The sequence below is a fragment of the Hydrogenovibrio thermophilus genome (assembly GCF_004028275.1).
GTDB classification, from domain to species: domain Bacteria; phylum Pseudomonadota; class Gammaproteobacteria; order Thiomicrospirales; family Thiomicrospiraceae; genus Hydrogenovibrio; species Hydrogenovibrio thermophilus.
On the sequence record NZ_CP035033.1, the window covers coordinates 1,821,868 to 1,836,901 of the forward strand.

14 protein-coding genes are annotated in these 15,034 nt (G+C 50.8%); 8 read left to right on the forward strand and 6 right to left on the reverse strand.

What is annotated here, in order from left to right; translation table 11 throughout:
* Nucleotides 1–2 precede the first annotated feature (2 nt).
* A complete protein-coding gene (locus tag EPV75_RS08555; protein ID WP_128385107.1) occupies nt 3–857 on the forward strand; it encodes a DUF5718 family protein in 855 nt (284 codons plus the stop codon).
* Nucleotides 858–1,058: 201 nt separating this feature from the next.
* Entirely contained in the window at nt 1,059–2,105 is a 1,047-nt protein-coding gene (gshB, locus tag EPV75_RS08560) for a glutathione synthase (protein ID WP_029938480.1), read from the forward strand.
* 75 nt (nt 2,106–2,180) lie between these two features.
* Here the strand turns inward: gshB and EPV75_RS08565 are convergent, their stop codons facing one another.
* Both EPV75_RS08565 and EPV75_RS08570 read right to left on the reverse strand, forming a co-directional pair.
* Nucleotides 2,181–2,561 carry a diacylglycerol kinase gene (locus EPV75_RS08565; protein ID WP_029938481.1) on the reverse strand — a complete coding sequence of 127 codons (381 nt, stop codon included), beginning with the start codon at nt 2,559–2,561 and terminating at the stop codon, nt 2,181–2,183.
* A gap of 25 nt (nt 2,562–2,586) precedes the next feature.
* Entirely contained in the window at nt 2,587–3,429 is an 843-nt protein-coding gene (locus tag EPV75_RS08570) for a UDP-2,3-diacylglucosamine diphosphatase (RefSeq protein ID WP_029938482.1), read from the reverse strand.
* A gap of 190 nt (nt 3,430–3,619) precedes the next feature.
* Here EPV75_RS08570 and EPV75_RS08575 point away from each other — a divergent pair, with 190 nt between their 5' ends.
* The 5 genes from EPV75_RS08575 (at nt 3,620) to EPV75_RS08595 (ending at nt 8,061) form a co-directional block, all read left to right on the forward strand.
* Nucleotides 3,620–4,741, forward strand: a complete 1,122-nt coding sequence (locus EPV75_RS08575) for a glycosyltransferase family 4 protein (RefSeq protein WP_128385108.1) — start codon at nt 3,620–3,622, stop codon at nt 4,739–4,741.
* 46 nt (nt 4,742–4,787) lie between these two features.
* Nucleotides 4,788–5,114, forward strand: a complete 327-nt coding sequence (locus EPV75_RS08580; protein WP_225972298.1) for a hypothetical protein — start codon at nt 4,788–4,790, stop codon at nt 5,112–5,114.
* A gap of 174 nt (nt 5,115–5,288) precedes the next feature.
* Nucleotides 5,289–6,440, forward strand: a complete 1,152-nt coding sequence (locus tag EPV75_RS08585; RefSeq protein WP_128385109.1) for a glycosyltransferase — start codon at nt 5,289–5,291, stop codon at nt 6,438–6,440.
* Between the two features lie 37 nt (nt 6,441–6,477).
* Complete coding sequence (locus tag EPV75_RS08590) at nt 6,478–7,383, forward strand: DMT family transporter (protein ID WP_128385110.1); 906 nt, start codon at nt 6,478–6,480, stop codon at nt 7,381–7,383.
* A gap of 111 nt (nt 7,384–7,494) precedes the next feature.
* Nucleotides 7,495–8,061 carry a DUF4136 domain-containing protein gene (locus tag EPV75_RS08595; RefSeq protein ID WP_192893974.1) on the forward strand — a complete coding sequence of 189 codons (567 nt, stop codon included), beginning with the start codon at nt 7,495–7,497 and terminating at the stop codon, nt 8,059–8,061.
* 101 nt (nt 8,062–8,162) lie between these two features.
* Here the strand turns inward: EPV75_RS08595 and EPV75_RS08600 are convergent, their stop codons facing one another.
* Nucleotides 8,163–9,749, reverse strand: a complete 1,587-nt coding sequence (locus EPV75_RS08600; protein ID WP_127119477.1) for an ABC-F family ATPase — start codon at nt 9,747–9,749, stop codon at nt 8,163–8,165.
* A gap of 208 nt (nt 9,750–9,957) precedes the next feature.
* Here EPV75_RS08600 and EPV75_RS08605 point away from each other — a divergent pair, with 208 nt between their 5' ends.
* Complete coding sequence (locus EPV75_RS08605) at nt 9,958–10,959, forward strand: 2-hydroxyacid dehydrogenase (protein ID WP_029938489.1); 1,002 nt, start codon at nt 9,958–9,960, stop codon at nt 10,957–10,959.
* A gap of 97 nt (nt 10,960–11,056) precedes the next feature.
* Here EPV75_RS08605 and htpG read toward each other — a convergent pair whose 3' ends face one another.
* The 3 genes from htpG to EPV75_RS08620 form a co-directional block, all read right to left on the reverse strand.
* Complete coding sequence (gene htpG / locus EPV75_RS08610; RefSeq protein ID WP_128385112.1) at nt 11,057–12,955, reverse strand: molecular chaperone HtpG; 1,899 nt, start codon at nt 12,953–12,955, stop codon at nt 11,057–11,059.
* A gap of 349 nt (nt 12,956–13,304) precedes the next feature.
* Nucleotides 13,305–14,198 (reverse strand): hypothetical protein, encoded by an 894-nt coding sequence (locus tag EPV75_RS08615; RefSeq protein WP_127119474.1) that lies wholly within the window; start codon nt 14,196–14,198, stop codon nt 13,305–13,307.
* 208 nt (nt 14,199–14,406) lie between these two features.
* Nucleotides 14,407–14,973 carry a hypothetical protein gene (locus EPV75_RS08620; protein ID WP_029938492.1) on the reverse strand — a complete coding sequence of 189 codons (567 nt, stop codon included), beginning with the start codon at nt 14,971–14,973 and terminating at the stop codon, nt 14,407–14,409.
* Between the last annotated feature and the right edge of the window lie 61 nt (nt 14,974–15,034).

Here is a 15,034-nt window from a genome sequence, read left to right on the forward strand (position 1 = left end):
ACATGACACTGACACAGGAAACCCTACGACAAACCCCCGTATTCGGCATTGCCGGCAACTTTGCCGAACACTTGAACCAAGCCGGTGAAGACGCTGACTTCGTCCAGGTAAAAACCGAAGACGACAAGGCACCCAAAGGTATGTTCCCGATTTACATTCCGGGGCACCCGTCCTTTCTCGGCATCTATCCGCTCTCCAACGAACGCATTCAAGCCGATTTCTCGCACCCGATCAACGTGCAAATGGAGCCGGAAATCTGCGTGTTGTTCGATGTGGTTTACAACGACGACGGTGACATCACCCAATTGAATGCCAAGGCTTTTTCGGCGTTCAACGATTGTTCCATTCGCCGCCCCAACGCCAGTAAGATCAGCCAGAAGAAAAACTGGGGCGAATCCTGCACCGGCATTTCCAATCAATGGGTGGAAATCGACCGTTTCGACAAAGGCGGCATTCTCGACCACTACCACATCACTTCCTTTCTAAAGCGTGCCGACGACGTTGAAGCTTATGGCATGGACAGCCCGGTATTGGGCTACAACTATTTTTACCGTACCTTGAAAGACTGGATGGTGAAAACCTTCAACCAACAGACCGATTTTGGACCCTTGGAACAGCTATCGCCGATGCTGGCAGAAGCCGGTCACCCAAAGCAAATCATCGTCACCCTTGGCGCCACGCGCTACACGCCGTTCGGTGAAACCGGGTATTTGAAAGCCGGCGACCGCATCGGCGTCTTCGTGTACGATAAAAATGCCGTCAGCGAAGCCGAAGTGGAAACCTACTTCAAAAACGACACCTTGCCGGCGAACTTTAAAGGATCGGCCCTGATTCAGTCGGTCACCGACACCGAATAACGCCCCAAGCCCATTTCCCGAAAACGCCCAGGCCTGGGCGTTTTTAAAAAAGCCCTTATCAAACCGATTTTAAGGTTTACTTTTCCCTCAAAAGCCGTCAAAATTCGCCACAAGACCGCCGAAACTCCCCCGGCGATTCCCGGACTGGGCACGTCGCCCGGAAACCGCCTAAACATCGCCCCGAATCCTGAGGACGTCACTATGAACATCGGTTTTATCTTCGAAGACTGGGACACCATCACCCCGGCTAAAAACTCCACCATCCGCATTATCAAGGAATGCCTGGAACGCGGCCATAAGGTGTCCATCCTGTACCCAAGCAATCTGACGGTGCGCAACAACGTTACCCATGGCTACGTGAAACGCATCCTGCCGATGGAGAAGATTCCCGACAACATCTTGCAGTTCTACAAGAAGGTCAAGTTCGAACAGAAAATGATGCCGTTACACGGGTTGGATGCGATTATGGTTCGCCGCGATCCGCCAATCGATTCGATGGTGTACAACTTCCTCGACTCGGTCAAAAACGAAGTGGTCATCATCAACGACATCGACGGCATCCGCAAAGCCAACAATAAACTGTACACCACCACCTTCAACGACCCGAACAACAGCTTCTTGCCGATTACCCATGTGTCCAAAAACAAGGAATACATTCGTCAGATGATTGACGAAATGCCGGGCGACAAGGTCATTTTAAAACCGCTGAACGCCTCCGGCGGGCACGGTGTCATCGTGTTGGAGAAAAACGCCCAGACCAGTATCAATTCCATTCTGGACTTTTACATCCACACGCAGGATAAAAGCTACGTCATCGTGCAGGAATACATCGAAGGCGCGGAAGAAGGCGACGTGCGCGTGCTGATGCTCAACGGTAAATTCATCGGTGCTTACAACCGCAAACCGCCGGAAGGCGACGTGCGCGCCAATATTCAGGTCGGCGGGACGGCACACAAATACAAAATGACCGAATCGCAAATGGCGATTTGCCGCAAAATCGGGCCGAAATTGGCGGCCGACGGTCTTTATTTCGTCGGTGTCGATATGATCGGCGACAAGATTCTGGAAGTGAATGTATTGAATCCGGGCGGCATTACCAACATCAATGCGCTGAATAAGCTGAAACTGCATAAGAACGTGGTCGATTTCATCGAGGAAAAAGTCCACGAAAAGGAAGAGAAACGTGCGGAGCTGGAATTCCTGCTGAAACGCCTCAGTGAATTCCGTCAATCCGATACGAACGAATAATTCGGTCAGCCGACCATTCAAGCGCAAATCCACAATTTAGGCCAAGCCTGGCCAGTATTAGTATTGCGGGTTTCGCTAAAACAGGCTCCAATTCAGGTGCGAGATAATCAGCGTCGACCAAACCAACAGGCACAACCCCATCATCACAAACACCGCCGCCGAGCCCATGTCTTTGGCCAAACCGGACAACTCATGCCACTCCTGGCCATGACGATCCACCACCATTTCCACCGCGGTATTCAATAACTCCACCACCAATAGCAAAATCACCGAACCGATTAACAGAATAAACTCCACCGCATCGTTCGACAGCCACATGGCAATCGGCGTCAACACCGCCAATAACACCAGCTCCTGCCGGAACGCCGCTTCGTTTTGATAACAGGCCTTAATGCCTTGCCAGGAATACCCGGCCGCTTTAACAATGCGAACCAAACCTCTGTGCCCGGGCTTCATCCAATACTCCTTGAATGCTCAGCCGTTACGCGGCGTTGGTCTGGTGACTGATTTCCACCCATTGCAACAGCTTCATCTCGCCGTCGCGGGTTTCGACAATCGCGGTGCAGGATTCCACCCAATCGCCGCAGTTGAGGTATTCCACCCCGTTGATTTCGCGGATTTCCGGGTGATGGATGTGGCCGCAAATCACCCCCTTGTAGCCCTGTTTTTTACAGTCATCCACCACCGCTTCTTCATAGGCCGAAATGAATGATACCGCCGATTTGACCTTTTGTTTGATAAACGCCGATAAGGACCAGTAGCCCATGCCGAACTTATGGCGAACGCGATTGAAATAACGGTTAATGACCACCAGGCTTTCGTAGCCCCAATCGCCGATCACCGCCAACCATTTCTGGGTTTGGATGACGCTGTCGTATTTATCGCCGTGTACCACCAGCAATTTTTCGCCGCTGGTGGTCACGTGCACCGCTTCATCGGTCAGGCGGATATTACCGAAATCGACACCGGAATAACGGCGTAGAAAATCATCGTGATTACCGGTCACAAACACCACTTCGGTGCCGCGTTTGGCCTTGGTGAGAATGCGACGAATCACATTGGTGTGCTCCTGCGGCCAGAAAATACGTTTTTTCAAACGCCAGCCGTCGATGATGTCGCCCACCAGATACAGTTTGTCGCATTGGTTGTATTTCAAGAATTCGGAAAGAAACTCGGCTTTCGCGCCTTTAGAGCCCAGATGTACGTCGGAAATGAATATGCTTCGGTAGTTCGACATCTGGTGATTGTTTTCCGCAACAATCAAATCGTCCGCTTCTATGGATTCCATCCAATCCGGCATGATCGCTAAAGGCGTGTCTTTCATTTTCCATCCCATCGTTAACCTTGTTTCGGGCAAGTTTAAAGGGGGCACTTGATGGATACATGACGCTTTAATGACAATTAAATGACTGAAAAAACAGCGTTTTTCATATTAAGTTCACACAGGCGTCAACAAAGCATTCTAAGGTAATCCTAAGACTCACATATAACATAAAACAGCAGCGTCCGATGATATGAACACACCCGATTCCGCCGCGAACACCGCCAAACCTTACGCGCAAGCGCCCTTCAACACGCGTCGCATTGAACGCCTCTCCCTGGTCACAGATGCCTGGCAACCGCAAGTGAACGGCGTGGTCACCACCCTGTCGCAACTGGTCGCCCACCTTCGCCAGCAAGGCATAGAAGTCGACGTCATCCACCCCAACGATTACGATTGCGTGCCCTTACCGACCTACCCGGAAATTCCGTTGGTTTGGCGTGCGCGCGGATTGGAAAAACGCCTGCTAGACTTCCAACCCAATGCCATCCACATCGCCACCGAAGGCGCTTTAGGCTGGAAGGCACGCCGCATTGCGCGCAAACACGGTTTGCCTTTTACCACGGCGTATCACACCAAGTACCCGGAATACATTCACGAACGCTTTCCGGTGCCGACGGACTGGGTGTATAACATCATGCGCCGCTTTCACACCCCGGCGCAAAACACGTTTGTTCCGGGCGAATCCATTTTAACGGAGTTACAAAACCGTCATTTTCAACACGTAGTGCTGATGACGCGCGGCGTGGATACCGACATTTTCAACCCAACCCGCGCCCGGCCTTCCAAAGACGACACACCGATGTACCTCTACGTCGGACGCATCGCGCCGGAAAAAAACCTCGCCGCTTTTTTGGATTTAGAGTTGCCCGGCCGCAAGGTGGTGGTCGGCAAAGGGCCGGACTTGGAAAAACTCCAACAGACCTACCCCGACGTTGATTTTACCGGCCCCAAATACGGCACCGAACTGGCGGAATACTACGCTTCGGCCACGGTGTTTGTGTTCCCCTCCCTGACCGATACCTTCGGCGTGGTCAATCTGGAAGCTATTGCGTGCGGCACGCCGGTGGCGGCCTTTCCGGTCACCGGCCCCAAAGACATCATTACCGAAGGCGTCAACGGCGTGCTAAGCTGGGATTTGAAAACGGCCATCGAGCAAGCCGTGCAACTGAAGCAAGATCCAAACAAAATCGCACAATCCATTCCACAATACACCTGGCAAGGTGCCGCACAACAATTTGTCGACCATCTGGCGTTCATTGAACAGGTCAATTCCCGCCGCCAACCGGCAGACAAGACCGTTAAAATCTCTTAAAATACCGATAAGCTGTTACACAAAACCGTTTATCGAGGGAAATACCGTGCCGAAAAATAAAGCTTTATTGTTATTGGTCATCGCCTGGTTGATGGGCTTGATCGGTCTTGTGATGGGGTTGGTATTCGATTCTTTATGGTTTGCCCGCTTCGGCAGTTTGGTGGTGCTGTTTTCCGTGATGAGCGAATTCAGCTTGCTTCAGGTGGAGTTGCGGACCCTTTACGGCCGCTTGGACCAAATCGATGCGGAAGACGACATTCCCGACCTCAGTCCCTCGAAATGGCACCGTAAAAAATTCCGCATGACCCATGTCACCATCATTATCGGCACCCTGATCTGGGGCTTCGGCGATTTAATGCTGCCACCATATTGAATCACGCCTCACGTCCCCATCGAATCCTAAAATCTGCCAGGCCTGGCGGGTTTTACAAGAAAAACCACCGTCACATCAAACCGTCATAAAGGCTTCAATAAGCTGTCATCCTACGGTGAGCACCCCCTTTTTAAAATAAAACCTTTCATCCAAACAAAACCATAAGGAACAACGATGAAGGTCTGCCTTTTTACCGATACGCTCGGAGATTTAAACGGCGTCTCGCGCTTTATTCAAGACATGGGCGAACAAGCCGCACAGCACTCCGACGAAGACTTTGACCTGCAAATCGTCACCGCCACCGCCAAACCCATTCCCGATACGCCCTACATCCATAACCTGCCCTGCCGTTTTCGCCTACCGATGCCGTTTTATCAGGAGTTGGATTTGGTGTATCCGAATACCCGCGCCATCCGCCATTTTCTGGAAAGCTATCAACCGGACCATGTCCACATCTCCACCCCCGGTCCATTCGGATGGGCGGCCAAACGTCAGGCGGAAAAGCTGGGATTACCCTTATTCGGTACTTACCACACCGACTTTCCGGCCTATCTATACGACCTGACCCGTTCCCATTGGGTGAAAAAACAAACCGACAACACCATGGCCAAATTCTACCGTGCCTTCCAGCATGTTTTTTCGCGATCGGATGCCTATCTCGGCATTATGCAGCAGGATTTGAAATTGCCGAGAGAACGCATTTCCACGCTGTTCCCCGGCACCAATCTGGCTAAATTCCACCCCAAACACCAACGCCGCCAGGTCTGGTCGGATTTCGACTTGGAGCCACAGCGCTTAAAGGTGTTGTATGTCGGCCGAATCAATATCGAAAAGAACGTGCCGTTTCTGCTGGAGACCTGGCAAGCGTTGTTGGCGGAATATCCCGATCTTCCGGCCGACTTGATTCTGGTTGGCGAAGGCCGTTTCCGCAAGTGGGCGCCGAAAATGAAACCGCATCACATCCATTTCCTCGGCCCGATTCGCGATGCCCAAACGCTTTCCGAACTCTATGCCTCCTCGGATTTATTCGTCTTTCCATCCGTTACCGACACCTTGGGGCAGGTCATTATGGAAGCGCAGGCCAGCGGCTTGGGCTGCTTGGTTTCGAATGTCGGCGGCCCGCAAACGCTGATCGACCCGAACCAAACCGGTCAAGTGCTTGAAGCCAACCACTTGGACACCTGGAAAAACGCCTTGCACGAAGCTTTGACGAAGGATGACATTCGCCGTCAATGGGCACAGAATAGTCGACCGAATATCGAGCAATATGATATTGTTAAATCTTTCCGACAATTTCGAGCGACACACCTGACAAGCGAGGCCTGATACCGAGCCGAGCTTACAGCACTTTAACCGAACGACTATGCCCCGACCGTTAAAATCCTTGCAACACAAAAACCAACTGAAAGGCGAAGCCTACAGTCTGGCGCTGTCCATTCTGGAAGCGCATTTTCCGATTTTCGCGTTTTTCACTGTCGTCGCGCTCGGTGCTTTGCATGCCTATTTTTACAGTTTGCTGGTGGCGACAGTGGTGCTCATCATCTGGTTTCTAGCGCGCGGCAAACGGCACGAACTCAAACGCACCGAGGCGTATAAAAACCTGGCGCTGACCAGCCTGTTTCTCACCACCCTGTTCGCATTGGTGTTTCTGGCGTTGCAAACCACCTCACCGAGCCATGTGGCCATTATTTTGTTCCTGCAAGTCTTGTTCAGCTACCTGTTTCTCGGCCGCCGCCCGGGCGAAACCCTGGACCGCACCCACCTGATCGGCGTCATACTCATGACCGGCGGGGCCATGATCGTGCTGTTCCCGGATAAATTCACCCTGGTCCTCGGCGACGGTTTGGCTTTGCTGGCCGCGGCCATCGCGCCGATTGCCAATTTTTTCCAGAAACGCGCCCGCGCTCAGGTCTCTTCGGAAACCATCCTGATGACGCGCAGCCTCATCGCCCTGCCGTTCGTCTACCTTTTGGCCGTGACCTTCGAAACCACGCCCAGTTGGGAAGCGATTGAAGCGCAATGGCTCTGGCTGTTCCTGACCGGTTTTCTGGTGTTTTTCATTTCGAAAATCTTCTGGGTGGAGGCCTTGCACCTTTTGCCCATCACCAAGGTGAATGCGCTGTTTGCTTTCTCGCCGCTGCTCACTTTGGTGTTGGCGTATTTTTACCTGAACGAAGTCCCGACCTGGTCGCAAATTCTCGGCGCTCTGCCCATTATTATCGGTAGCTATTTCATTACTCAGAAGCCCAAACCGCAAACGCTTGGCTAATAAGAAAACAGCCAGGCCTGGCTGTTTTTCGCTAAGTAGAAGTGCTACACTTGCTATAAATGAATTTACCGTTAAAATAAGAATCATTATTACTTGAAAGAGATGCACCTTATGAAAAAAACACTTTGGACATTATTGCTGGTTTTCGGTTTGAGCGGTTGCTCCACGGTTCAGGTCAGTGACGATTACGATACTGGCACGGATTTCAGTCAGCTGAAAACCTATGACTGGTTACCGGCTGGCGACCAGGTCAAACCCACCGCGGAAGAGTTCGAAAAGAAAAACCCGCTCATCGCGGAACGCATTCAAAAAGCCGTCTTGGCCAATATGAACGCCAAAGGTTATCAGTTCGTGTCCGAAAAACCGAATGCCTACATCACCTACCATGTCGGCGTCAGCTCTAAAATCCGTTCCACGCCGGTCACCACATCGATTGGCTTTGGTACCGGCTTTTACGGTGGCTACGGCGGTTTAGGCGTGCAAACCGGTTCCGATATCGAAGAGTATCAACAAGGTAAAGTGGTGTTGGACATTCTGGACAGCAACAAAAAATTGGTCTGGCGCGGCATCAGCACCTCGGATGTTGATCAACATGCCGACCCGAAAGAAATCACAGAACAGGTGAATGAAATCGTACAAAAGCTGCTGGCGCAATATCCGCCGAAAAAAGCCAAATAAGCAATAAGCCCTCACGCTTATTGCCAATAAAAAAGCCGTTCCAAGGAACGGCTTTTTTTATGCCAGACATTCAACGCCCGGCAATTGATACTGACCGAAGCTTATTCGTTTTCAGCCAGGTACGACTCGTAATCACCGTGATAGATTTCCACGCCATCCGGCTTCATCACCATCAGGCGCGTGGCCAGAGAGGAAACAAATTCACGGTCATGGGAGACGAAAATGACCGTGCCTTCGAACTCTTCCAACGCTTGGTTCAAAGACTCGATGGACTCCATGTCCAGGTGGTTGGTCGGTTCGTCCATAATCAGAATATTCGGTTTCTGCAACATCAGTTTACCGAACAGCATCCGCCCTTGCTCCCCTCCGGACAGCACCTTCACCGACTTATCGATTTCCTTCTGGGAAAACAGCATTTTGCCCAATACCGAACGCACGGCCTGTTCATCGTCTTCCGGCTGCTTCCATTGCGACATCCAGTCCAACAAATTCAAATCTTCTTCAAATTCGTGCGCATGATCCTGTGCATAGTAGCCAATCTGGTTGTTTTCCGACCACTTCACGGTACCGGAATCGATATCGGTGTCGCCGACCAGCGTTTTCAGGAAAGTGGTTTTCCCGATGCCGTTCGGTCCGATGACCGCCATTTTTTCACCAGCTTCCAACATCAGGTTCAAGTCCTTGAAAATCGTCAGGTCATCGTAGGATTTAGTCAAATGCTCGATTTCCAATGCCAGGCGGAACAACTTCTTATCCTGCTCGAAACGGATGAACGGATTCACCCGGCTGGACGGCTTCACCTCTTCCAGCTCGATTTTATCAATCTGCTTCAAGCGCGATGTGGCCTGCTTGGCTTTGGACGCGTTGGCCGAGAAGCGGCTGACAAAGGATTTCAGTTCATTGATTTGCGCTTTTTTCTTGGCGTTATCGGCCAGCAAACGCTCACGCGCCTGAGTGGACGCAAACATGTATTGGTCGTAATTGCCCGGATAGACACGCAGCTCACCGTAGTCCAAATCCGCCATATGGGTACAGACCGAGTTCAGGAAGTGGCGGTCATGCGAGATGATGATCATGGTGCTTTTACGTTCGTTCAGCACGCCTTCCAACCAACGGATGGTGTTGATGTCGAGGTTGTTGGTCGGTTCGTCCAGCAACAGGATGTCCGGATCGGCGAACAGCGCTTGCGCCAACAATACCCGTAGCTTCCAGCCCGGTGCGATTTCCGACATGGGCCCGAAATGTTGTTCCACCGGAATCTCCAAGCCCAATAGCAATTCGCCGGCGCGGGATTCGGCGGTGTAACCGTCCATTTCGCCAAACGCCACTTCCAGGTCGGCGACTTTGATGCCGTCTTCTTCGGACATTTCCGGCAAGCTGTAAATGCGGTCGCGCTCTTGCTTGACCTCCCACAGCGCCGTATCCCCCATAATCACGGTATCGATTACGCTGAACTCTTCATACGCGAACTGGTCCTGACGCAGTTTCCCCAATACATCGTCCGGGTCGAGGCTGACATTCCCGCTGGTCGGTTCCAAGTCGCCCCCCAGAATTTTCATAAAGGTGGATTTCCCGCAGCCGTTGGCGCCGATCAAACCGTAACGATTTCCGTCGCCGAATTTGACGCTGATGTTTTCGAAAAGCGGCTTTTCGCCGAATTGCATGGTGATGTTCGCGGTTGAAATCAAAATGGGTATCCTTTTGGGAAGCTGGAATCAAAAAATCGGCTTTCAAACCGAACGTAAAAAGAAGGCGCTATTGTGGCATAAAACGCCACAAAAAACGACCAGGCCTGGTGGTTTTCGATTGTTTTGCGTTGTTTTAAAAGGGTCACTTGACAGCTCTAAAACCCCTTATGCTATAGTGGTTACTCATCCACTCAAATGGAACACCGCCATGAAAGTCGCCTTTTTCAGCACCACCAAAACCGATAAAGCCCTCTTCGAAAAACTGTCTCCCGATTATCCGGTCGATCTCGACTATTTCGACGTTCACCTCAATGAAAAGACCGTGCCTTTGGCGAAAGGTTATCGCGCGGTATGCGTGTTCGTCAACGACACCCTTTCTCGCCCGGTCATCGAACAATTGGCGGCCGGCGGCACCGAACTGATCGCATTACGCTGCGCCGGTTTCAATAACGTCGACCGTGACGCAGCTCGCGAACACAAACTCACCGTCTTACGCGTGCCGGCCTATTCGCCGATGGCGGTGGCGGAACACGCTTTGGCGTTGATGATGAGTTTGAATCGCAAAACGTACCGCTCCTACATTCGGGTGCGTGATGGCAACTTCACCCTGGAAGGCTTACTCGGTTTCGATATGTTCCGTAAAACCGCCGGTATCATTGGCACCGGCCGTATCGGTCTGGAAATGACCCGTATCCTCACCGGCATCGGCCTGAATGTTTTGGCGTACGACCCTTACCCGAACCCCAAAGTGGAAGAATACGGCGCCAAATACGTCGAACTGGACGAGCTTTACCGCCAAAGTGATATCATCACCTTGCATGTACCGCTGATGCCGGAAACACACCACCTGATCGACGAAACCGCGCTGAGTAAAATGAAAGACGGTGTCATGCTGATTAACACCAGCCGTGGTGCCTTGACGGATGCCGATGCACTGGTGCAAGGTGTGAAAGACCGCAAAATCGGCTACCTAGGCATCGATGTCTACGAACAGGAAGAAAACCTGTTTTTCGAAGACCACTCCGAGGAAATCATCGACGACGATACCTTCGAACGTCTCGTGACTTTGCCGAATGTATTGATTACCGCGCACCAGGCTTATTTCACCGCCGAAGCGTTGGATAACATCGGACAGACCACGCTCGAAAACATTCAGGATTTCGAACGCAATAACATCAACGAAAGCCGTTGCGTGTTATGTGAGCTGTAATCCTCCGCAGTATATTTCTGATTTCCATAAAAAAAGCCCCGGGCGACTGCCGGCCCGGGGCTTTTTTATGTCTTTTCTAGCGAGGTTCTCGAACCAATCAGATGACTTCACTCAGCAACGCATTCATGCGCTTGATGAAGTCGGCCGGATTTTCCAGGTGATCGCCTTCCGCCAATTGTGCTTGCTCCAACAGGAACAAGGACCACTCTTTGACTTTGGCTTCATCGTCCAGCGTATCCAATTTTTTCACCAAGGCGTGTTCCGGGTTCAGCTCAAGCACTGGCTTCTGCTTCTGCTTCGGCATGGCTTGCCCCATTTGCTCCAGCATACGCGCCATGTGCGCGGAAACATCCCCGTCCGCCGGGACCACGCACGCGGGTGAGTCGGTCAGACGGTGCGTGATTTTGACGTCGGACACGGCATCTTCAATCGCTTTTTTGACTTTCTCGGTCAGGGCTTCACGCGCTTTCTTGTCTTCTTCGGACAAATCCTTTTCGGCTTCATCTTCGAACTCTTTCAAGTCCGCCGCCGTCACCGACTTCAATGATTTGCCTTCGAATTCGGTCAAGTGCGACACCAGCCACTCGTCGATGCGGTCCGTCATCAACAAGACCTCAATGCCTTTCTTACGGAACATTTCCAAATGCGGGCTACCGGAAGCCGCCGCGTAAGTTTCTGCGGTGATGAAATAAATCGCTTCCTGATCGTCCGCCATGCGATCGACATAATCCTGCAGGGACACACGTTGCGTCGGCCCGGAGGATTCATGTGTTGACGAAAAGCGTAGCAGCTTGGCGATTTTTTCGCGGTTGGCGAAATCCTCGATAATCCCTTCTTTCATGACATTACCGAACTGATCCCAGAAGGTTTCGTAATCGGTTTTTTCGTCGGCCTTGGCCATTTTGTCCAGCTGATCCAACACACGCTTCACCGAAGCGGAACGGATTTTATCGACCACTCGATTGCTTTGCAGGATTTCACGCGACACGTTCAGCGGCAAGTCATTGGAATCAATGACCCCACGAACGAAACGCAAATAGCTCGGCATCAAATGCTCGGCGTCGTCCATGATAAACACACGTTTCACGTACAGCTTCAGGCCATAACGACGGTCGCGATCATACAAGTCGAACGGCGCACGTTTTGGAATGTACAGCAAAGAGGTGTATTCCAAAGTCCCTTCCACTTTATTGTGTAAGTGAGCCAACGGGCTTTCATAATCATGCGAAACCGTCTGATAAAAGTTGTTGTAATCCTCGTCGGACAACTCGGACTTGGGTTGCGTCCAGATCGCGGTGGCCTTGTTGACTTGCTCCAGCGTTTTCTCACCGGTTTCTTTGCCTTCATCATCGGTTTCGGCTTGCCACATCTTAATCGGGAAATTGATGTGGTCGGAGTAAGTGGTAATGATGTGTTTCAGGCGGAAATCGTCCAGAAACTCGTCCATGTCTTCTTTCAAGTGCAGAACGATTTCGGTTCCCTTGGTTTCCTTCTCGACGGTCTCCAGAGAGTATTCCCCCTCTCCGGCCGATTCCCAACGGGTGCCTTCCGTTTTATCGTCGCCCGCCTTACGTGTCGTCAACGTCACTTTATCGGCCACGATGAAGGAGGAATAGAAGCCCACCCCGAACTGACCGATCAGATGGCTGTCTTTGGCCTGGTCACCGGTCAGGCTTTCCAGGAATTTTTTGGTACCGGAATTGGCGATGGTCCCGATATTGGCGATGACTTCATCACGCGTCATGCCGATACCGTTATCGATAATAGACACAGTACGCGCTTCTTTGTCAAAGCCGACCTGAATCGCCAATTCGGACTCGCCTTCGGATAAGGCATCGTTGGAAACCGACTCGAAACGCAATTTGTCCAACGCATCGGACGCGTTGGATACCAGTTCTCTCAAGAAAATCTCTTTATTACTGTAAAGGGCGTGAATCATCAGTTTCAGTAATTGATTCACTTCGGTTTGAAACGCATGAGTTTCCGTATGGCTCATTTAAAGCTTCTCCTTCATTGAGGTTAGTCTTTTGTTTATTGGAGAGCTTAGCACGGGATGGATACACGGCTAAAAATGGCTAAAATCTTCCTGAATGGCGTTGAAAAACTCGTTAATAGCCAGCAGCTATTAGCTTCGTTTTCCGCCTAATTCAGAAAAATTTTATCTCATTTTTTTCCTCGCGTCCCACCCGTGCAAATCTCTCTATTTGTTTAAAAGTTAGGGGTTAAATAGGGCCAGGCCTGGTCACTTTCAAGGTTTGAAAGCATGTTTTTTTCATGACCGGGTACTGAAACCAAAAAAAGCGCTCAGAGAGCGCTTTTTTTAACGTACCGAAAGGGGTTGGAAATTATTCGTTTCCAGCCACAATCTCCAAAGATTGCTTGATTTCATCCGGCGCGTTGGCAATCGACATGAAACTGCCGGACCCCATCATGGACAGGCTTGGCCAGTTGATGGCGATACGGAACTTGCCGTTCAACGCCAAAGCTTCATTGCCGTTCACCAACAATTCATATGGCAAATGCGCCGCGTGGGAGTGACCTTCGCCGTCGATTTGCGTCAGAATGTTTTTGTCCGCCCCTTCAGTTTTGGAAAAAGCCACACCGAATACGGTCATGTCTTTGCCCGGAATATCAATGCGATAAACTTGCGTAACGCCACCACGACCGGCTTTTAAACCCGCTTCGATAGTATTCACGCCTTCCTGGTACGAATCGAACTCCTGAATCTCATCCACATCATCAAAGTACGGCATCATGAACTTGTAGTGGTATTCGCGCAGCTCTTCAGCCGTCAACGGCTTATCGGCACCAAAGCCTTTCTGGTTGCCCAAAGCTTTTTCCATGGCGGCTTGCACCGGCTGGATATCACCATCCATGCGATACACATTCCACATGTAGGTCGGGTTGGTGTAAGACACTTCGGTCTGGTTACCACGTTTGACCACGGAAACGCGTTCCATGGCACCGAAACCGCCGTTTTTGGACAGTCCGGCCAAGTTTTTCAAAGCGTCGTTAGTGACAACGATGACTTCGCTGTCGGCATTCGGCTTATAGCTGCCAACCACTTCGAAACCGTTTTCGGTCAAAGCTTGCTTGGTTTTATCCACGACAACGGACACACTGTCACCGGAAGACGAACCCAAAATAAACGGCATATAACCGGCGGCCATGGCTGATGTCGCCGAAACCAGTAACGACACCGCCAGAGAAGCGGTCAAAAAGAGGGATTTAAATTTCATGAGCGATCCATTTATATTGTTAAATTTACGGAGTCATCATTGTTATCAATTTTCCATCAGAATTAAAATTCAATTTATTTATGCTCAAATTAAGAAAATGGTAAAACTCTAATATGTTTTGACGTTACTCACTTTGAATCCCCCCAAAAGCACAAAAGCGCCTGAAAAGGCGCTTTTGTCATCAATTGATAATCTAATCCAACGGGCATCAGAAAAACTCGATTTCTTCCTCTTCTTCCTCGTTTTCAGCCATGCGATCGCGCATACGCGTTTTCATCACATCAATCGCCTCATCAGCCGGCATTTCCTGGTCGAAAATCAATTCGAACAATTCTTCCTCTTCCCGCATGGTAGTGCCCTTACGCACTTCCGACTTAAAGGCTTCCCACTGCGCTTCGTCCTTAGCATGCATTTCATGCGAGACAATTTCCGCCAGGCCTGACAAGCCGTGCGAGACATGATTCAAACGTTGACTGAGCTTATCGTAAAACTGAAACGCGATAATCGCCTGCTGCATTTTCAAAGCCAAATCCCCGGTCTGAGTCAGAAGCGATTGGTTATGCTCTTCGATTCCGGCCACATCGGTCGTCATCTCGGCGATTTTCTTACTGGAACGTTCAATGTCTTCAATGTGTTGAGACATATAGGAAAACGAATCGATCAAGGTATTGACCGAATTGTCCCCGTCCGTGATCGACAACTCGATTTGAGCCACGGACAGGTTTAACACCATGATGGTTTCTTGTACTTCTTTAGCGCCTAATGCGAACGACATAATTCCCTCTGGTCTGTCTTGTTATTGTTATCTTATTTTATGCGGAAGGGCCATGCCCTTC

What these genes read in the sequence shown, in the direction of transcription:
- EPV75_RS08585 (WP_128385109.1), top strand. Translation starts at nt 5,289, where the DNA reads ATGAAGGTCTGCCTTTTTACCGATACGCTCGGAGATTTAAACGGCGTC.
- EPV75_RS08575 (WP_128385108.1), top strand. Translation starts at nt 3,620, where the DNA reads ATGAACACACCCGATTCCGCCGCGAACACCGCCAAACCTTACGCGCAA.
- EPV75_RS08620 (WP_029938492.1), bottom strand. Translation starts at nt 14,973, where the DNA reads ATGTCGTTCGCATTAGGCGCTAAAGAAGTACAAGAAACCATCATGGTG.
- EPV75_RS08555 (WP_128385107.1), top strand. Translation starts at nt 3, where the DNA reads ATGACACTGACACAGGAAACCCTACGACAAACCCCCGTATTCGGCATT.
- htpG (WP_128385112.1), bottom strand. Translation starts at nt 12,955, where the DNA reads ATGAGCCATACGGAAACTCATGCGTTTCAAACCGAAGTGAATCAATTA.
- EPV75_RS08570 (WP_029938482.1), bottom strand. Translation starts at nt 3,429, where the DNA reads ATGAAAGACACGCCTTTAGCGATCATGCCGGATTGGATGGAATCCATA.
- EPV75_RS08590 (WP_128385110.1), top strand. Translation starts at nt 6,478, where the DNA reads ATGCCCCGACCGTTAAAATCCTTGCAACACAAAAACCAACTGAAAGGC.
- EPV75_RS08565 (WP_029938481.1), bottom strand. Translation starts at nt 2,561, where the DNA reads ATGAAGCCCGGGCACAGAGGTTTGGTTCGCATTGTTAAAGCGGCCGGG.
- EPV75_RS08605 (WP_029938489.1), top strand. Translation starts at nt 9,958, where the DNA reads ATGAAAGTCGCCTTTTTCAGCACCACCAAAACCGATAAAGCCCTCTTC.
- gshB (WP_029938480.1), top strand. Translation starts at nt 1,059, where the DNA reads ATGAACATCGGTTTTATCTTCGAAGACTGGGACACCATCACCCCGGCT.
- EPV75_RS08615 (WP_127119474.1), bottom strand. Translation starts at nt 14,198, where the DNA reads ATGAAATTTAAATCCCTCTTTTTGACCGCTTCTCTGGCGGTGTCGTTA.
- EPV75_RS08595 (WP_192893974.1), top strand. Translation starts at nt 7,495, where the DNA reads ATGAAAAAAACACTTTGGACATTATTGCTGGTTTTCGGTTTGAGCGGT.